Origin of the sequence: Cryobacterium sp. Hh38 (genome assembly GCF_004403235.1) — a bacterium.
Lineage (GTDB): Bacteria > Actinomycetota > Actinomycetes > Actinomycetales > Microbacteriaceae > Cryobacterium > Cryobacterium levicorallinum.
This window is the reverse complement of the sequence record NZ_SOHD01000042.1, coordinates 283,353-302,043: the sequence shown is the minus strand read 5'-3', so window position 1 is coordinate 302,043 and position 18,691 is coordinate 283,353. Positions and strand designations below refer to the sequence as shown.

At 64.4% G+C, this 18,691-nt stretch carries 12 protein-coding genes and 1 pseudogene; 9 read left to right on the top strand and 4 right to left on the bottom strand.

Annotation, left to right across the window (positions count from 1 at the left end; translation table 11 throughout):
* Positions 1-28: 28 nt before the first annotated feature.
* Entirely contained in the window at positions 29-1,006 is a 978-nt protein-coding gene (locus E3T41_RS15540) for an NAD(P)H-quinone oxidoreductase (protein WP_092448858.1), read from the top strand.
* Positions 1,007-1,119: 113 nt separating this feature from the next.
* Here E3T41_RS15540 and E3T41_RS15535 read toward each other — a convergent pair whose 3' ends face one another.
* Positions 1,120-2,910: an NAD(P)/FAD-dependent oxidoreductase gene (locus tag E3T41_RS15535; RefSeq protein ID WP_134479305.1), complete on the bottom strand. Its 1,791-nt coding sequence runs from the start codon at positions 2,908-2,910 to the stop codon at positions 1,120-1,122.
* A 145-nt stretch (positions 2,911-3,055) separates the two neighbouring features.
* Between E3T41_RS15535 and E3T41_RS15530 the strand changes: the two genes are divergently transcribed.
* A complete protein-coding gene (locus E3T41_RS15530; protein ID WP_134479304.1) occupies positions 3,056-4,396 on the top strand; it encodes a transcriptional regulator in 1,341 nt (446 codons plus the stop codon).
* A 67-nt stretch (positions 4,397-4,463) separates the two neighbouring features.
* Here E3T41_RS15530 and E3T41_RS15525 read toward each other — a convergent pair whose 3' ends face one another.
* A complete protein-coding gene (locus E3T41_RS15525; protein WP_092448861.1) occupies positions 4,464-5,225 on the bottom strand; it encodes an IclR family transcriptional regulator in 762 nt (253 codons plus the stop codon).
* 196 nt (positions 5,226-5,421) lie between these two features.
* On the opposite strand from E3T41_RS15525, the gene E3T41_RS15520 reads away from it, so the two are divergent.
* The 4 genes and pseudogenes from E3T41_RS15520 (at position 5,422) to E3T41_RS15505 (ending at position 11,901) form a co-directional block, all read left to right on the top strand.
* Positions 5,422-6,210 (top strand): hydroxypyruvate isomerase family protein, encoded by a 789-nt coding sequence (locus tag E3T41_RS15520; protein ID WP_092448978.1) that lies wholly within the window; start codon positions 5,422-5,424, stop codon positions 6,208-6,210.
* Between the two features lie 44 nt (positions 6,211-6,254).
* Positions 6,255-7,139, top strand: a complete 885-nt coding sequence (locus E3T41_RS15515) for a 2-hydroxy-3-oxopropionate reductase (protein WP_092448862.1) — start codon at positions 6,255-6,257, stop codon at positions 7,137-7,139.
* Between the two features lie 31 nt (positions 7,140-7,170).
* Positions 7,171-8,961, top strand: coding sequence for a glyoxylate carboligase (gcl, locus tag E3T41_RS15510; RefSeq protein WP_092448863.1), 1,791 nt, complete (start codon positions 7,171-7,173; stop codon positions 8,959-8,961).
* Positions 8,962-9,038: 77 nt separating this feature from the next.
* Positions 9,039-11,901: pseudogene (locus tag E3T41_RS15505) on the top strand (FAD-binding and (Fe-S)-binding domain-containing protein).
* 162 nt (positions 11,902-12,063) lie between these two features.
* On the opposite strand, the gene E3T41_RS15500 reads toward E3T41_RS15505, so the two are convergent.
* Positions 12,064-13,854 carry an L-lactate permease gene (locus E3T41_RS15500; RefSeq protein WP_092448864.1) on the bottom strand — a complete coding sequence of 597 codons (1,791 nt, stop codon included), beginning with the start codon at positions 13,852-13,854 and terminating at the stop codon, positions 12,064-12,066.
* Between the two features lie 927 nt (positions 13,855-14,781).
* Here E3T41_RS15500 and E3T41_RS15495 point away from each other — a divergent pair.
* On the top strand, positions 14,782-15,435 hold the full coding sequence (locus E3T41_RS15495; protein ID WP_134479303.1) for a hypothetical protein: 654 nt from the start codon (positions 14,782-14,784) through the stop codon (positions 15,433-15,435).
* Positions 15,436-15,448: 13 nt separating this feature from the next.
* Here the strand turns inward: E3T41_RS15495 and E3T41_RS15490 are convergent, their stop codons facing one another.
* Positions 15,449-17,113, bottom strand: a complete 1,665-nt coding sequence (locus E3T41_RS15490; protein WP_134479302.1) for an alkaline phosphatase D family protein — start codon at positions 17,111-17,113, stop codon at positions 15,449-15,451.
* A gap of 222 nt (positions 17,114-17,335) precedes the next feature.
* Here E3T41_RS15490 and E3T41_RS15485 point away from each other — a divergent pair, with 222 nt between their 5' ends.
* The gene (locus tag E3T41_RS15485) at positions 17,336-17,815 is read left to right on the top strand and encodes a 2'-5' RNA ligase family protein (protein ID WP_092448867.1); all 480 of its coding nucleotides are present in this window, start codon (positions 17,336-17,338) and stop codon (positions 17,813-17,815) included.
* 48 nt (positions 17,816-17,863) lie between these two features.
* Positions 17,864-18,526, top strand: a complete 663-nt coding sequence (locus E3T41_RS15480; protein WP_092448868.1) for a hypothetical protein — start codon at positions 17,864-17,866, stop codon at positions 18,524-18,526.
* The last annotated feature ends 165 nt before the right edge of the window (positions 18,527-18,691 follow it).

Sequence of the window (18,691 nt, the reverse complement as noted above, 5' to 3'; positions counted from 1 at the left end):
TGTCGTACCCCACGCGTAGGCTGCGAGCATGCGCGCAATTATCGTGAACTCTCCCGGTGGTCCTGAAGCTCTCACCCTGACGACGGTGCCCGATCTCGTTGTCGGGGCCTACGACATCCGTTTGGCGGTGGCTGCGGCAGGTGTGAACCGTGCGGATATCGTGCAACGGCAGGGCCACTACCCCTCGCCGGCCGACGCGCCGCAGTGGCCGGGGCTGGAGGTGTCTGGTCTGGTCATCGAGGTGGGCGAGGACGTGACCCGGTTCGGCGTCGGCGACCGGGTGTGTGCGCTGCTCGCCGGCGGCGGGTATGCCACCGAAGCCGTGGTGCACGAAGATCTGGCACTGCTGGTTCCACTGTCGATGGACCTCATCGACGCCGCGGCCCTGCCGGAAGCCCTCGCCACGGTCTGGTCGAACGTGTTCATGAGCGCTGAACTCGCGCCCGGCGAGACGCTGCTCGTGCACGGCGGCGGGAGCGGAATCGGCACGACCGCCATTCAGCTCGCCCGACTCATGGACGCCCGTGTGGCCGTGACGGCCGGATCCGCCGAGAAACTCGCCGCGTGCGCGAGCCTCGGGGCACAGATTCTGATCAACTACCACGAGCAGGATTTCGTCGCCGAGATCAACACCGCCACCGACGGGCACGGCGCCGACGTGATCCTCGACATCATGGGCGGCGCCTATGCGGCGCGCAATATCGAGGCGGTCGCGGTGAACGGGCGCATCATGGTGCTCGCCAACCAGAGCGGCGAACCGGCCACGTTCGACCCGTTTCGCCTCATGCAGAAGCGCGCCCGCTATTGGGGCACCACCCTGCGATCGCGGCCGCTGGCCGAAAAGATCGCCATTCTGCGTTCCCTGGAGTCGGCGGTCTGGCCGTGGATCGCGTCGGGCGAGTTCCGACCGGTGATCGACGGCCGGTTTTCGTTTGCGAGTGCAGCAGATGCGCACCGGCGGCTGGAAGCATCCACTCACGTCGGCAAGATCGTGCTGGTGCCGTAGCCAGCGCTTACCGGCCGGCGGGCGGCATCCGTTATTGGGATCAGTCGTGCGGTCGAAAGCTGCTCGCGCGGCCGGCCTGCCGGGGGCGCGAGCAGCTTTCGGGCACGGCCCGTTCAGCGGGTGTAGTGCGACTCCTGCAGCTCGTACACCGGAGTGTCGAGCCCCTCCATGCGCGCTTTGATCTGCAGCGCGAGGTAGTTCGAGTAGTGCCGACTCTGGTGCAGGTTTCCGCCGTGAATCCACAGCTGAGGAACGTTTGTGGGCTTCCACATGTTGCGCAGCTCACCCTCCCAGGGCCCAGGATCCTTCGGCGTATCGGACCCGTAACCCCAGCAGCGGCCCACCTGATCGGCAACCTCTGTCGAGACCAGATCGGCTAGCCATCCGTTCATGGAGCCATACCCGGTGGCATACACGATCAGGTCAGCATCCAGCTCGGTGCCGTCCGCGAGCACCACGGACTTGGGCGTAATGTGGTCGAGTTGGCCCGATTTCACAGCGACGCGACCGTCAATGAGCAACTGCGATGCCCCCACATCGATGTAGTATCCCGACCCACGGCGCAGGTATTTCAGGAACAGGCCCGAGCCATCCGTTCCAAAATCCAAATCGAACCCGACTTCGCTGAGCTGGGCATAGAAGTCGGCATCGCGCTCGGCCATCTGCTCGAAGACCGGAATCTGCGCGGACGGCAATATTCGGTAGGGCAGTGACGCGAAAAGCAGGTCGGCCTTTTCCGTGGTCACCCCGTTCGCCAGCGCCTGCTCAGAGTACAGGCCGCCGAGCGCAAGGTCCATGAGCGAGTCGCTGCGGGAGATGTGCGTCGACGAGCGCTGCACCATGGTGACGTCGGCCCCGTGCTCCCAGAGGTCGGCACAGATGTCGTGGGCCGAGTTGTTGGACCCGATCACGACCGCCTTCTTGCCGGTATAGTCCCCTCCTCCCGGGTGCTTCGACGAGTGGTGTTGCTCCCCTTCAAACAACCCAGCGCCATCGAAGACCGGCGTATTTGGGTAGCCCGAGACACCAAGCGCAAAAACCAGTTGCTTGGGTCGCAAGGTGACCGGAGTGCCGTCTCGCACAACCTGCACGACCCACTCCTGGGCGTCCTCGTCGAACGCCGCCTTAGTGCATTCGGTGCTCGACCAATAGTTCACCTCCATGATGCTCGTGTAGTGCTCAAGCCAGTCGCCGATCTTGTCTTTCGAGGCGAAGACCGGCCAGTCCTCGGGAAACTTCAGGTACGGCAGGTGGTCGTACCATACCGGGTCGTGCAGATGCAGCGACTTGTAGCGGTTGCGCCACGAATCCCCGGCCTTCGCGTTCTTCTCGATCACAATCGTGGGAACACCGAGCCGGCGCATGCGGGCAGCCAGGCCAATGCCGCCCTGCCCACCACCCACGATGACGCAATAGGGCTGCTCTTCGTAGCCGAGGCGCGCCTCCTGTGCCGTCTTGTTCTCGAGCCAGGATGTGCGGCCCTTTGTGATTTTGTGGGAGACGCCCTGGTCGCGGTTTCGGCCTTTCTTCTCTTCAAAGCCTTTGAGTTCCTGCATCGTGGTGAGCAGGGTGTAACACAGGCCATCGTTGAGCCGTAGGTGCGCATAGCCGCGGGCCTGGCCGGTTTCAAAGGTCACCCACGCTTCGACGGCACCCGCCGCGCCGGTTGCGGGTTCGGCGAGCGCCCAGCTGTACGGGCGCACTTCGTCGAGGGTGACAGCGAGCATCCGCTCTATGTCGGCCTTGCCCTCGAGAGTTTTCAGGTTCCAGGTAAACGACACGAAATCGCGCCAATAGCACTCGTCCGCGAACAACGCCACTGCGCCATCGATATCGCGGTTTTGTAACGCGGAGTCAAACCGGGCGAGCCAGTTTTCGACCACGGTGGTCGGTGAATCGGGCATGTCACTCCTTTGTGAGCTAGCGGAAGGTGAGCCCATTGTCGGACGCGACCTGTATGTTCAAGTACACGGCCGCAGGGGTTACACAGGCGTTACACCCGGTGCTCCTGCTTGGCGCCATCGTCGGATCCAATGGAGGAGACATCGCATGACCCACGGCCCGAACACCACCGTTCTCACTGCTGACCAGCGTTTCTCCTCCCCCCATGAATACGAACGGATGCTGCGCGCGGCCCATGAGGTAACACTGGCCGGTTCGCCCCCGCTCGGGATCAGCACCGAGGTTTGGGAATCCTGGCAGCGTTCGCTGGCTGCGGGCATCGACCCCGACCGACACCTGCCCCGGCATCTGCACGAGGTGGCCGACGTCGTTGCGCTGCGCCGCGGCCATGCACTAGAGGCCGTGATGCCAGCCCTCAGTGAGCTTCTCTCTGATGAGAGCTCTGATGGGCAGCATCTGCTCGTACTCGCCGACGCGAGTGGAGAGGTGCTGTGGCGGGTCGGCAGCCGCGCGGCATTGCGGCAGGCCGACAGGCTCGAGTTCGTCGAGGGCGCTGACTGGTCCGAGGCCGGGGTAGGAACGAACGCGATCAGCGAAGTCGTCCTGAGTGGGCGCGCCGCACAGTTATTCTCGGCCGAACACCTCGTGCGCACTCACCACGACTGGGCGTGCACAGCTTCACCGATTCGGGACGCGGACAGCGGCGCGGTCATCGGCGTCTTGAATGTATCCGGGCCACTCAACACGGTCACGGCCGACAGCATGCGCATGGTGAAGTGCGGGGTGCGGCTCGCCGAGGAGTTGTTGCGGGCGGCGCGACGAGAACTCAGGCGCGGGTCGCAGTTGATGACTGCTGGGCGCTCAACTGCGGTCTTGTCGGTGGCCTCGTCTGCGCCCACCTCCGTGGCATCGCTCGCTCTGCTCGGTGATAGCCCAGGGGTGGTCGGCGGCGATGGACGCCGAGTGCCGCTCTCGCTGCGCCGCGCGGAGATTCTGGCCTTGCTCGACTCACGGGATCGCGGATGGAGCGCCGACGAACTTGCCTACGCCATTCACGGGGAAACAGGCTTAGCCGCCACCATCCGCATCGAGATGCACCGTATTCGCCACGTGCTCGGCGAGTCACTGGAGTCCACGCCGTATCGCCTCGGCTCCACCCTGCGAGGCTCGTCCGACGTGGGGCGGGTACTGCGGCTCGTGCGCGAGGGCCAGGTTGCCGCGGCCCTCGCGGCGTACTCTGCCCCACTGCTGGTGAGGTCGACCGCCGGGGCCATCGAACCGCTGCGCGCCGAACTCACAAGCGCGGTCGGAGCATCCGTTCGTGCAAGCGGAGACGCCGAGCTGCTGCGCCGCTGGTGCGCGACCGAGATGGGGAGCAATGATCGCGAGGCGGTGCAGGCCCTTGGCAGCTTGGCTGGCATCGACGATGCCGGCTACCTGGCATCGCTCGCGCGCCTGAGCCGCATCGACCGCGAGCTCGGCTGTTAGTTCTGTGGAGGTGACCAACGCTGTATAGACTCACGACACATGTCCGAGCCCTGACCCACAAATAAATCTAGGCAACCGGGTTCAGGTCCTGGGAAATGGACTCCACGGCGGCGCGCAGCGCGGGAATGGCGAGTTCTGCAAACGCATCATCGACCCGGGACACCGGCCCGGAGACGCTGACGGCGGTCGGCGTCGGCGCATCCGGAACCGCCATCGCGAAGCAGCGCACACCAATTTCCTGCTCACCATCGTCGATGGAGTAGCCGCGTTCCCGGATTCGGGCCAGGTCAGCCAGGAGATCGTTCACGCTGCCGATGCTCATCGTCGTGGGAGTGGGCATGCCAGCCCTGGCCACAATGGCGCGCACGGCGTCATCGCTCAGCTGGGCCAGAATCGCTTTGCCGACTCCTGTGGCATGAGTATGCGCGCGTCGGCCGACCTCCGTGAACATGCGCATGGAGTGTTTGGATGGAGCCTGGGCGATGTAAAGCGCCATGTCGGCATCGAGAACAGCCATGTTCGCCGTCTCCCCCAGTTGGTCGACAAGGGCCCGGAGTTGGGCCCCAGCCAGGGCGCCGAGCTGCTTACTGGCTGCCGTTCCGAGGCGAATGAGACCTGGGCCCAGCGCGTAACGCCGATTGGCGAGCTGACGAATGTATCCCTTCGCCACCAGCGTGCGCAGCAGCCGATGAATGGTCGGCAGGGGCAGCTCGGTGGAGGCCGCGAGCTCGCTCAGCATCACCTGCCCGCCAGCGGCCGTGATCAGCTCGAGGAGTTCAAAAACCCGCTCCACGGATTGCACACCGCTGCCAGCCGTGCGTTCTGCCATCTTTATGCCTCCAGGCCATACGTGGCAACGGATATCCGCATTGTGGAAATATCGCCAGGTTACCCAGATTACACAGAAGTTGACGCCGGGCCGCACTGACCGTAGTCTTTCCATATAACAGAAACTAACTTCCACAATACGAAACTTGGTGGAATCAAGTCGCATAATCATCAACTCGAGGAGCGAGGACGCCCCCATGCTGTACACCGTAAACTGCTCCATCCTGCTGACCGAACTGCCGTTGCTCCAGCGCCCAGCCGCGGCCAAAGCCGCCGGATTCGACGCGGTCGAGTTCTGGTGGCCCTTTGCCGCCGCCGTTCCCACCGAAACGCAGATTGCCGACTTTGAGAACGCAATCACGGATGCCGACGTTCGACTGACCGGTTTGAACTTTGCGGCCGGCGACATGCCGGCCGGTGATCGAGGTCTGGTGTCCTGGCCAGCCCGATCCGACGAGTTTCGCGACAATCTGGCCGTCGCCGCTGGCATCGGCGGGCACCTCGGCTGCACGTCCTTCAACGCCCTCTACGGAAACCGTATCGACGGCGTTGCCCCAGAGGAACAAGATGAGCTCGCTATCGAAAATCTCTCCCTCGCCGCACGATTCGTCGCCCCGATCGGTGGCACCGTGTTGCTGGAGCCGGTGAGCGGGGCACCGAAGTATCCCCTGCGCACGGCGGCCGACGTGCTGGCCGTGATCGAACGGGTGAGCATCCAGAGCGGCGACACGAACATCAAACTACTCGCCGATTTTTACCACCTGGCCGTCAACGGCGACGATGTCGAGGCCGTGATCTCCGAGCACGCGCACCGATTCGGACACATCCAGATTGCCGACGCACCCGGGCGCGGCGAACCAGGAACGGGCACGCTACCCATTCACGAATGGCTCGCGCACAGTCACGGTCTCGGCTATGACGGCCCCATCGGGCTGGAATACAAGACGGTCGCAACAAATCCGTTTGCCTGGCTTGAAACCGCCTAACCGACCGCTGCGCATCCAACACCCTTGAGAAAAGGACAAATAAAATGAATAATGTCGCCGTCATCGGCCTGGGAATAATGGGCCTGCCCATGGCAATCAATCTCGTGAAGGCTGGCCACAACGTCGTCGGTTTCAACCGCAGTTCGGCACGAATTGACGAGCTGGTCGCCGCGGGCGGTCGAGGCGCGGCGAGTATCCCCGACGCCGTGCGGGATGCCAACGTCGTGATCACGATGCTGCCAGACTCGCCCGATGTCGAAGACGTCGTCAGCGGCCCGGACGGTGTCTTCGCCCATACGCCGGCCGGCGCCTATTGGATTGACGCCAGCACCATCCGGCCCGACGTTGCCGTTCGCCTGGCCGGAGCTGCGAGGGACGCCGGGCTCAAGCCCGTCGACGCCCCGGTCTCCGGCGGCGAAGCCGGCGCAATTGAGGGCACCCTGTCGATCATGGTCGGCGGGGAGTTCGCCGACGTCGAGGCCATCCGTGGCGTACTCGACGCTATGGGCAGCACCGTGGTCCACGTCGGTCCGGCTGGATCCGGCCAAACGGTCAAGGCCGCCAACCAGCTCATCGTCGCCGGCACCATCCAGCTCGTCGCCGAGGCGCTCGTGTTTCTGGAGGCGCACTCGGTCGATACCGAAGCATCCGTCAAGGTTCTGGCTGGCGGGCTGGCCGGCAATCGCATCCTGGACCGCAAGGCCGCAGGTATGGTGGCGCGCACGTTCGAACCGGGTTTCCGGGTCGACCTGCACCACAAGGACCTCGGCATAGTCACCGCAGCGGCCCGCGCGGCCGGCGTCGCCATTCCGCTTGGTTCGATGGTGGCCCAGCTAATGGGCACCCTGCGCGCCGAAGGCCACGGCTCGCTCGACCACTCCGCATTGCTGCTGTTGGTCGAGCAGATGTCCGGCCGCTCGCACGCCTGAACACCAACTTTTCAGATTCAAGGAGAATCACATGTCTAAAATGCGCGCAGTAGACGTTGCCGTCGCCATCCTCGAAAAGGAGGGGGCCACCCAGACCTTCGGTGTACCGGGGGCTGCCATCAACCCGTTCTACTCGGCCATGCGCGCCCACGGCGGCATCGACCACATCCTCGCCCGCCACGTCGAGGGTGCCTCGCACATGGCCGAGGGATTCACGCGCACGAAGGCCGGAAACATCGGCGTGTGTATCGGTACCTCCGGACCGGCCGGCACCGATATGCTGACCGGCCTCTACTCCGCGTGGGCAGATTCCACGCCCATTCTCTGTATCACCGGCCAGGCTCCGGTGAGCAAGCTGCACAAGGAAGATTTTCAGGGCGTCGACATCGCCTCCATCGCGGCCCCCGTCACGAAGATGGCCGTTACAGTGCTCGAGGCCGGGCAGGTTCCCGGCGTCTTCCAGAAGGCGTTTTATCTGATGCGCTCCGGCCGCCCTGGCCCGGTGTTGATCGACCTGCCGATCGATGTGCAACTTACCGAGATCGAATTCGACATCGACACCTATGAGCCGCTTTCGGTAGCCAAGCCCGCAGCATCCGTTGCCCAGCTCGAAAAGGCGCTCGACATGCTGCTGCTCGCGAAGCGCCCGGTGATCATCGCCGGCGGCGGCGTGATAAACGCGGACGCCTCGGCGGAGCTGGTCGAGCTGGCCGAGGTGCTGAATATTCCGGTGATTCCCACGCTGATGGGCTGGGGCAGCATTCCCGACGACCACCGGCTCGCGGCCGGCATGGTGGGGCTGATGACGTCGCACCGCTACGGCAATGCAACCATGCTCGAATCGGATTTCGTACTCGGCATCGGTAACCGTTGGGCCAACCGGCACACCGGTGGCCTCGACACATATACGAAGGGCCGCACATTCGTCCACATCGACATTGAACCCACACAGATTGGGCGGATTTTCTCGCCGGACTTTGGCATCGTCTCCGACGCCGGTGCAGCACTGCGCGGTCTGGTTGAGCTCGCACGCGAACGCAAGGCCGCCAACGCCCTCCCCGATTGGGAGAGCTGGGTTGAAGACTGCGCGCACCGCAAGGCCACGCTTCAGCGCAAGACGCACTTCGAGAACGTGCCGATAAAACCGCAGCGCGTGTATGAGGAGATGAATCGGGCATTCGGCACCGAAACCCGCTACGTGACCACGATCGGGCTGTCGCAGATTGCGGGAGCACAATTTCTGAACGTCTTCCACCCGCGGCACTGGATCAATTGCGGCCAGGCCGGGCCACTCGGCTGGACGCTTCCCGCCGCCCTCGGCGTGGCCGTGGCCGACCCGTCGAAAACGGTCGTGGGGCTCAGCGGCGACTACGACTTTCAGTTCATGATCGAAGAACTCGCGGTGGGTGCCCAGTTCCACATCCCGTATATACATGTCGTCGTGAACAATTCCTATCTCGGCCTGATCCGTCAGGCGCAGCGCCGCTTCGATATGGATTACCAGGTGTCGCTCGCGTTCGAGAACATCAATTCGCCCGAACTTGAGGGCTATGGCGTCGACCACCTCAAGGTGGCCGAGGGCCTCGGCTGCAAGGCCATCCGGGTGCGCGAAGCCGACGATTTGCAGGCAGCGTTCGCGCAGGCCCAGGCGTGGATGGTCGAGTTCAGGGTTCCCGTTGTCGTCGAAATTATCCTCGAGCGGGTCACAAATATCTCGATGGCCGCCGCCGAGATCGACGCCGTAACCGAGTTCGAAGACCTGGCCGTGACAGCGGCCGATGCGCCCACCTCGCTCTCGCTCATTGTCAGCGCCACCGAATAGTCTGTTTGCACGTGCACGTCGAAAACAAGGGAGTTTTTGTGAGTACAACAACCGTTAGCTCCGAGACTGGCACCGCGATGTTCGGCGCGCTGCGTGCCGCCGTTGGCGACCCGGCTCGGGTGAAAACTCGGGCACTCGACCTCCACGCGAACGCCCACGATGCCTCACACTTTTTGCTTATTCCCCAGGCCGTGGTGGTGGCCACGGATGCCGCGGAGGTCGGCGCCTTGTTGCGCGCCGGCGCCGCGCAGGGCGTGCACCTCACGTTTCGCTCGGGCGGCACCAGCCTGAGCGGCCAGGCCATCACCGACGGTGTGCTGGTCGACGTGCGCCGGAACTTCAAGAACATCGACGTACTCGACGACGGCCTGCGCGTGCGCGTGCAGCCGGGCGTCACGGTGCGGGCGCTCAACACCCGCCTCGCCAAGTACGGGCGCAAGTTCGGACCCGACCCGGCGAGCGAATCCGCCGCCACCATCGGCGGCGTCGTGGCGAATAATTCCTCCGGCATGGCCTGCGGCACCGTGGACAACACCTACCAGACGCTCGAATCGGTCACCGTGGTGCTGCCAAGCGGCACGGTCATCGACACCGGGGCAGCGGATGCCGATGAGCAGTTGCTGAAGCACGAGCCGGTTTTATACAACGGCCTGCTCGAACTCGCGCGGCGCACCCGCGATAACGAGGCATCCGTCGCCACCATTCGTCAGCAATTCTCCATGAAGAACACCATGGGTTACGGCGTGAACTCGCTGCTCGACTTCGACCGTGCCGTGGATATGCTCGCGCACCTGATCGTGGGCAGCGAGGGCACGCTGGGATTCGTGGCCGAGGCGATATTTCGAACGGTTCCCAAACTGCCGCACGTCACCACCGCCCTGCTCGTGTTTCCCGGGCTCGAGGCGGCCACCGCCGCTCTGCCCGCCTTGGTAGCGACCGGTGCGGCCACCCTGGAACTCATGGACGCGCTCTCGCTCATTGTGGGGCAGAAGATGCCGGGGGCGCCCGCGATCGTGGTCGATCTCATGGTGGACCAGCACGCCGCCCTGCTCGTGGAGTACCACGCCGAGTCGCCAGAGAAACTGGCGCAGATGCTCGCGATCGGCATGCAGACCGTCAACACGCTCGGTCTCACCCTGCCAGCCGATTTTACGACCGATGCCGGCATCCGCGGCCAGCTGTGGTACCTGCGCAAGGGGATTATTCCGGCTGTGGGCGGTACCCGGCCGCAGGGCACGAACGCCCTGCTCGAAGACATCGTGGTTCCGGTGCCAGCGCTCGCCCGCACCTGCATGGAGCTCATTCGGCTGTTCGCCAAGTACGAGTATGAGAACTCTATGATTTTCGGTCATGCCAAAGACGGCAACGTGCACTTCATGCTCACCGACGATTTCGGCAGTGCCGTGGGTCTCGAGCGGTTCAGCCGGTTCACCGAAGATCTCGTCGACCTCGTGCTCGCCGAAGGCGGTTCGCTCAAGGCCGAGCATGGCACCGGGCGCGTAATGGCGCCGTATGTGCAGCGCCAGTTCGGCGACGAGCTCTATGACGTGATGCGCCGCATCAAGGTGCTCTTCGACCCGGCTGGCATGCTCAACCCCGGCGTACTCATCAACGACGACCCGAACGCCCACTTGAAAGATCTCAAGGCTATCCCGGCCGTGGCGAAAGAGGTCGACCGCTGCACCGAGTGCGGCTGGTGCGAGCCGGTGTGCCCGAGCCGCAACGTGACGCTCACGCCGCGGCAGCGCATCGTATCGTTGCGTGCAATCGAACAGGCCAGGCTCGACGGTAATCTCGCTCTCGTGGCCGAGATGGAGAAAGACTACGAGTACGACGCCGTGCAGACCTGCGCCGCCGACGGCATGTGTCAAACGGCCTGCCCGGTCAACATCAACACCGGCGACCTCATGAAGAGGCTGCGCCACGACGAGGCGAATCCACTGGAAAGCGCGCTGTGGAATGTGGCCGCCAACAACTGGGGCACGGTCACTCGCGGCGCGGGGCTCGCTCTCAAGGCGATCGCCTCGGTTCCGGTGCCGCTCGTACTCGGCCCCAACCGCCTCGCGCGCACCGTGCTCGGCACCGACACCGTGCCCCTCTACTCGCCCGACCTGCCCGGCGGGGGCCGACCCCGCCACGCCCACTCCGGTCAATCCCAGAAGGAGAATCACCATGGTTGATGCAGTAGTTGCCACCGAGCGGATGCGCCCTGCCCCGCGCCAGGCGCCGGCTGCCGTCTACTTTCCCGCCTGCGTGCAAACGATGTTCGGTCCGGCCGTTGCCGGAACTCCCGGCACGCAATACAGTTTCGAGCAGCTCTGCGAGCGTGCCGGCGTGACCCTACTCGTGCCCGACGGCATCGACGCGCTCTGTTGCGGTACCCCGTGGGCCTCCAAGGGTATGACCCGCGGACTCGCCACGATCGCGGCGAAGACCCTGGCCGCCCTGCGCACCGCGACCCGCGACGGCGAGCTGCTGGTGATCTGTGATGCTTCCTCATGCACCGAAGGGCTGCGGCACATCATCGAGGGTGACCGGAGCGAGCATCCGCTGACGGTCATGGACGCGGTCGAGTTCGCCGCAACGAGCATTCTGCCCGGCCTGCCCGAATATGTGAAGATCGAGTCACTCGCGCTGCACCCCACGTGCTCGTCAACACGGATGGGCGCCAACGCTGCCCTACAGACCGTGGCTTCCAGCGTGGCCGAGCACGTTGAGATACCCGAGAACTGGGGCTGCTGTGCCTTTGCCGGCGACCGCGGCATGCTGCACCCGGAGCTCACCAAATCGGCCACGAAGGCCCAGGCCACTGACGTGCTCGCCATGGACGCCGTGGCGCACGCTTCGTGCAATCGAACCTGCGAGCTCGGCATGACCCGTGCCACCGGCAAGCCGTACCGGCACGTGCTTGAACTGCTCGAAGAGGTCACTCGACCGTAACTTCCAGGGCGCAAAACCGGAGTAGCTGCACGCAGCTACTCCGGTTTTTCGTGTGCTGGGGTCTGACGCGCGCGGGTCCACAAGCCGTCGTCTGTTTCACCTGGCACGACAAAGCGGGCGACAACGGATGTCTCCGCTGCCGCCCGCTCTCGCCTGACTGACTTAGACGCGCTCAGGTTCGGGCGCCAGCACGGCCGCCTTCTGGCGCAGCATCCACCGCACGATGAATCCGAGCGTGCTCATCAGCAGCACGAGCATGATCGTGCCGAGGTTGAAGCCGAGCCCGTAGATAAAGATGAATGAGATCGCTCCCCCGGCGATGCAATAGTACAGCGTGACGAGAATTGTCTTGCGCAGCAGGTCGCCCTCGCGCCCGAGCAGCCCCACCGTGGCTGACGCGGCCACAATGTTGTGGATGGCGATCGGGTTACCGCCAGCGCCGCCGACGGCCTGGGCAGCCACCACCTGCTCCGGGTTCACCCCGATGGCGTTGCCCGTGGAGAACTGGAACTGCGAGAACGTAAGGTTGGACACCGTGTTGGAACCGGCGACGAAGGCTCCGAGCGCACCGATAAATGGGGCGATGAACGGCCACGAGCTGCCCGAGATGGCGGCAGCGCCCTCAGCGAGCGTCACCGGCATGCTCGAGAGACCGGATGCGTTGAGCTCCGGCCCCGACTGGATCAGCACGCGCACGAGCGGCACGGCAAAAAGCAGGGCCACGGCGGTTCCAGCGAGTTGCCTGCCCGATACCTTCCACGTCTCGCGAATCTGTTGGCCATTCATGCCATGAAGTCCATACGCGAACAGCGATGCCAGAATGAGCAGGAAGGCTGGCGAGTAGAACGGCTGCACGGCGGTGGAGATGTCGGTGCCGAGAATGTTGTTGAACGGGATGGCGATACCGGTGAGGAATTCCGTGACCGGTGTAATCACCCGGCTGCCGACCAGCAATACGGCCATCAGCACGTAGGGTGACCAGGCGCTCACGATGCCGATGCGGCGAACGGATGCGGCGGGTTCCGCCGGTTCTATTGTGCCCATCCAACGCGGGCTCCAACTGGCTCGTGGGCCGAAGTCGAAGGTTTTCTTCGGCATCAGGAAGCCCCTACTTGACGTGAACATCACGACGATCAGTCCGAAGAGGCCGCCGAACAACGAGGGGAATTCCGGGCCGAGAAAGCGGGCCACGAGCACGGAGGGAATCGTCATAGCGACCGAGGCGTAGAGCGCGAATGGCCAGATGGCCAGTCCGTCGCGGAAGCGCCGCTCTGGACCGAAGAACCCGGTAAGCATGCACACCAGAATCAACGGGATGAGCAGGCCAACGATCGCGTGGATCGAGGCCACCTGAAAGCCGATCGACGCTATGAACTCGGGCATCGTCACCCCTAGCAGGGAGATTCGCTCGGCGACGGCCGGATCACCGCCGAGCCCACCGCCGACACCCACGATGATCGGCGTGCCCACTGCTCCAAAGCTCACCGGTGTGCTCTGGATAATGAGGCCCACCATCACGGCGGCCATCGCTGGAAAGCCCATCGCCAGCAGCAGTGGGGCGACGACCGCGGCTGGCGTGCCGAAGCCAGATGCTCCCTCGATGAAGCTTCCGAATAGCCAGCCGATGATGACCGCCTGAATGCGCCGGTCGGGCGAGATATTGTTGAATCCGCCGCGGATGGTGGCCATTGCTCCACCGACGGTCAACGTTGACAGCAGCAGAAGCGCCCCGAACACGATGTACAGCAGGGTTGCGGCCGTGATGACACCTTCGAGGGAGGCCGCGATGACTCCCCGAAAGTCCATCTTCCACACCGCGAGGGCCACGATTACCGCGGCGATATAGCCCAGTGGCATGGCGTATTTGGCAGGCCACCGGAATCCGGCGAGCAGTACGCCCACCACAAGAATTGGTGCCAACGCCAGAAGGCTGAGCACAGCAAGATTATCCACGATTAGGTCCTCTCTGACCAATTTTCGCATGGTGAAATTTTATTATTGTGTGGTGGATATCATCGTAGGCGTAACAGCTCTCGGGGTCAACGAATGTGCTCGCTTCGCCACTCCTACCGATTCGCCCCAGCGCATCACGATGTTCCCAATGCGCCCGGACGCGTGGAGTCCAACCGCCTGCTGCACCTGACCGTGGATGCGGCCAATTCGTGGGTTTGTGCCCCAGGTCGTCATCGATGTGTAAGTTGCTTTCCGTGACCATAATTCGTCGCCCAGGGAGTTCTGGGCGCATTCGACCGCAGCCGGAGCCGCGTTTCAGAACGAGCGGTGCCGCCGTTCACGGGCACGGCAAACGTTCCCTGGCGGGCTCCCGCCGAGTTCCTCGTCGGCGGCCTTCGGAATTGATGATTCCCAGCTGAGCCGTGCTGCCGGGGATCTCGCAGCGCCGGTGCACACAGCCACCCTTGAGCTGGGTCCGCACTCTTGCGAGCCCTCGTCGTGGGCATGCTCGCGCTGGTTTGGGCCACCCTGGAGCTCATCGATGCGCATCGTCAGGCAGTGGTGTCCCGCAATCCAGCCTGATTCGATCGGAGTTTTTCGAATATTCATGAAGGCGACTGCTGCCACGGGCGAGAGAATCGCCGTGACGGCGGCTGTACTGGAAATGATCGTGGCCGTCTGAGCGTGAATGGTCGGCCGTCGGCGCTGCGCGGGGTGACCGTGGAGAACGTGGTGGCCGCGGCGCGGCGGGCGGTCGCGCGCAGCATCCGCTTATAAAGGCGGCGGGATCTGCGCGGCCGAAATCTGCTGGCGCACGCGGCCGGCCTGCCGTGCGCTCGAGCAGCTTTCGAGCGCACGCGCTCTCGGAGGCCACCAGAAAAGGGCTTAGCTGGTGCGGGTTGCGCCCCGACCCCTACGATCGAAGCTATGGCACTTCTCTACGACGCCGTCCTGCGGCCCTCCAAGTCTGAGCTCATCGCCGCGTGGGCTCCGACGCAAACGTGGTTTGTGGGCGACGTTGGGGCCGAGGTGGAGCGCGTCGCATCCTTCCGCTTCGACGATCCTGATGGAGGGGTCGGCATCGAAACCATCCTGGTGCGCTTTGGTACCGGGCCGCTGCTGCAGATTCCGCTGACCTATCGCGGCGCGCCACTCGAGGGTGGCGAGAATGAGCTCGTCGGCATTATGTCCCACTCCGTGCTCGGTGACCGCTGGGTCTACGACGCCACCGGCGACCCGGTCTATCTGGCGGCGGTCGCTGCCGCAGCCCTGACCGGCGCGCAGCAGGCCGACCAATTCACGCAAGGGAACGGTGAACTCATTCCGGTCGCACCGACCGCTACCGTGCGCGGCAGCGGCACCCCCGGAACCCCCGTTCCGCAGGGTGCTGCGACCATCGACACCGTCTCTACGGCGGGCACCACGATCGCAACGGCAGGCGCCCTGCGCGTCACCGTCGTGCGGGTACTCGACGGCACATCTGCCAGGGCCCTCGCAACGGATGCCGCCACGGTATTGGGTACTTGGGTCGAGCAGTCCCAGCCCCAGTTGCTCCTGACAGTCGGGGTATCGCCGGACTAAGACGCGGGCCGTCTCACTGCATCCGGGGTTCCAGGACGATTGTTGCCACGTTCTCCACCAGCGGATGCCGATGGTCGCCGGCCCGGACGACTCCCTTCTCCCACCGAATGGTGAGGCCGGCGGAGGTGTCGTCGAGGCTCGCCAGACAGTTGTCGAACCAGGGCCCCTTGATGCCCGCCCAGCGGAACGGCGGCGACGCGACTCCAGCGGAACGAGCCAGCCGGGCACTCAGTCGCGTGGCGATGCCGTAGGCGAGTACGGCGGAGAACGATCGCATGGCCATGGGGAGCGGATTGCGAATCGGCGAGCAGACGGCCTGCACGATGCGGCTCCCCGAGGTTCGCTCGACCTCGGAAACGGTGGAGTAGTGCACGTCGCCCGACAGGAACGTCACCGTATCGGGCGCCATCCCGCGTCGGCCGTCGGCCACCTCGGTGGCCATCCGTGCCACCTCGCGGAAGCTGCGCTGGAAGGCGCCCCAATGCTCCAGGTCGACCAGCTGACGCAGCCGTTCGCCGACCCGCGCGGCCGGCTTGCCCCAGGCTCCTTCGGAAATGGCTTCGTCCCAGGATTCCAGGTGGTGGAGGCCGGGCGGAAGCAGAAACGGCAGCGAGGTGCCGATTAAAAGGTGGCGGAAGCCGCCTCGCATCCGCTCATCGAGCCAGCCGATCTCGTCTTCGTCCAGAAGTGCCCGCCGGGCCGGGTCGAGTTCGCGGGCTGCGCGGGAGTCCACCACGATCAGCCGAACACCGCTGATGTCTCGACAATAACTCCATCGGTAGCTGGTGGGCTGCTGGTCACACCGTTCGGCAAATGCGTCGAGCGCGACGCTCAGGTCGAGTTCATCCGGGCCATCGTGGGCAGCGATCAGGCGCCAGATGTCATCGTCGGCTCGTTCGGCGGGTGACATATTGCCGAGATGCTGATAGACCCAGTAGGAGGCGAGCCCCGCGATGATCCTGCCCCGCCACCACGACGTCGCCTCCATTTGGCGCTTCCAGCTCTGCGAGGTATTCCAGTCGTCGCGAATGTCGTGGTCGTCGAAAATCATCGCGGTCGGCACTGTGGAGAGCAGCCAGCGGTTGGCCTCGTCCGACCAGGCCAGGCGATAGAGGTGCGCGTATTCCTCATAATCTGCCAGCTCTTTGCCGGGAGGCTTCGTGATATCACGCCGCGCCCTGATGAACTTTTGCATCTCCTCGGTAGTCAGGTTGGCATAAACCTGATCGCCCAGAAAGAGGATCAGATCCGGGCGCGGCACGTCGTTGTCGGGCGAGGCCAGGCGCAAAGCGCAGGCCCGCAGAGCGTCAACGCCATGCCTTCGGTTGCCGTCCTCGTCATGGGAAACACTGGTGCGGCAGGATCCAAAAGACATCCGAAGCGGATGCCCGCCGCCGAGCGTCGCGATGACCGCCGCCGGATACGAGGACTTCGAATCGGGCCAGACCGGACGTCCGTCGAACTCCACCGTGTACGGCAGGGTCGTGTTGGGGTGCAGACCGTCGACGTGCACGAGGGCGTAGTGGTGTGCATGCACGGCGAAGGTACGCGCCGCCCAGGAACGACCAGCCGCGGTGACCACGATCCGACCGGCATTTCGAGTCTCTAACCAGATGCTCGCCGAGACATTATCGACGTAGCGCATCATCGGTCCCAGAATCAGAGGTGAACTCGTCATGATTCAGTTGTACCGCTCCAGGAGCGGGTCGCGCGAGATTGCCGACTCGTCGGGGCCGGTAATACGCGGATTCGTGGGGCGTCGCGGCGGTTATACATGGGGGCCTGCACGGCTGCGGAGAATATTGGTCTCAGTGCCGAGAGCTGTTAAGTCGATTCTGACGAAAATCTCCGCTGTTCTGCACGGCAGGTCGGGCAGTCCGGCGCCGTCTAGACTCGGCGCATGCCCCGCCTCGTTGTCGTTCTGCCGCTCACTCCGCTGCAGACCGGCGAGAGCTTCACCGTCGGGAGTTGGCCGCTGCACATTACCGTGCTCGCTCCCTTCAAAACGGATGCTGCGCCCAGCGAGATTGCGCAGGTCATTGCCGCGACGATGGCTGGGTTTCCGGCGCTCACTGTGGCAGTCGGGCCGGACGCCCTGTTTGGCCGCCGACACGATATTCCGGTGACACTCATTGACGACAACGCTTCGCTGACGAGACTGCACGACCGGCTGGTCGAAGCGCTGCTCCCGTTGGCCACAGCCCCGAACGAGCAGGCCTTCTCGGGACCGGAGTTTCGGGCGCACGTCACGGTCAAGCAGCATCGGCGCGTGCACGCGGGCGATGAGCTCGTGCTGGCCCAGATCGCGCTCGTGGATATGGCGCCGCGCGCGGCAGCGAGCGGACGCACGGTGCTCGCGACATTGGACCTGGCTGGCTGAACTAGTCGGACGACCCGAGGCGGCACGGGCGGCGAGTACTCTCGAACTGTGCTGTCCCGCGATCTGATCCGTCTGTACCCCGAGCTCTACCACGTGGCCGCCGATGGCAGTTGGCCAGCCATCGAGCGCCACGGGCTGCTCAGTCCGGCCGCGCTCGTGACCCGCTGGGGAGTCAAACAGGGCGCGCCGCAGGTGGCAATTCTGGGCAAGCGGCGCGGTGAGTCACGCGTGCTCGAGCATGCGGAATTCGGAACCGCGGTCATCCGTCATCAAAAGGCGATTCACGAGCCGTCGCTGGAGGATGCCCTCGACGATATGACGCTCGCCGAGTGGTACTCCGCGCTGAACGACCGGGTGTTCTTTCACCTGCAGCCACGCTTTCTGCAGGAACTTCTGCAGGCCCGGTCGTATCGGGATGATGCCCACACCGTGATCACCCTGAGCACCAAGAGCCTGGTCGCGGCGCACGAAGACGAGATGGAGCTGAGCACGATCAACTCCGGCTTCGCTCAGCGCCACAGCAAAGAGCCGCGCGGGCGCGACACCTTTCGGTCGATCGCGGACTATCAGCATCCGACCCGGTCGCACGCCGCGACCAAGGGGCAGGATGTCGCCGAACTCGCGATCCCGCGCGGCGTGCGCGACCTGCGTGACCACGTCGTGCGCGTCGAACGGATGCGCGAGGGCACCGTTCTCGAGCGCCTCGCCTAAATCTTGCGCCGTCATGGTGGCTAAATCAGGATCTCTGGGTCGATCATGCAGGCGGTGGCCCGAAAACACCGGACACCAGGCTGCCGGTGGTCCCGATTTGCTGATCTAGCCACCATCGCACCCCGCTTCAGGTCACAACTTCTGCAATTTGGAGGAGCGGCAGAA

Excerpts from the sequence above, each read along its gene's own strand:
- E3T41_RS15530 (WP_134479304.1), top strand. The coding sequence starts at position 3,056 with ATGACCCACGGCCCGAACACCACCGTTCTCACTGCTGACCAGCGTTTC.
- E3T41_RS15495 (WP_134479303.1), top strand. The coding sequence starts at position 14,782 with ATGGCACTTCTCTACGACGCCGTCCTGCGGCCCTCCAAGTCTGAGCTC.
- E3T41_RS15525 (WP_092448861.1), bottom strand. The coding sequence starts at position 5,225 with ATGGCAGAACGCACGGCTGGCAGCGGTGTGCAATCCGTGGAGCGGGTT.
- gcl (WP_092448863.1), top strand. The coding sequence starts at position 7,171 with ATGTCTAAAATGCGCGCAGTAGACGTTGCCGTCGCCATCCTCGAAAAG.
- E3T41_RS15540 (WP_092448858.1), top strand. The coding sequence starts at position 29 with ATGCGCGCAATTATCGTGAACTCTCCCGGTGGTCCTGAAGCTCTCACC.
- E3T41_RS15485 (WP_092448867.1), top strand. The coding sequence starts at position 17,336 with ATGCCCCGCCTCGTTGTCGTTCTGCCGCTCACTCCGCTGCAGACCGGC.
- E3T41_RS15520 (WP_092448978.1), top strand. The coding sequence starts at position 5,422 with ATGCTGTACACCGTAAACTGCTCCATCCTGCTGACCGAACTGCCGTTG.
- E3T41_RS15535 (WP_134479305.1), bottom strand. The coding sequence starts at position 2,910 with ATGCCCGATTCACCGACCACCGTGGTCGAAAACTGGCTCGCCCGGTTT.
- E3T41_RS15490 (WP_134479302.1), bottom strand. The coding sequence starts at position 17,113 with ATGACGAGTTCACCTCTGATTCTGGGACCGATGATGCGCTACGTCGAT.
- E3T41_RS15515 (WP_092448862.1), top strand. The coding sequence starts at position 6,255 with ATGAATAATGTCGCCGTCATCGGCCTGGGAATAATGGGCCTGCCCATG.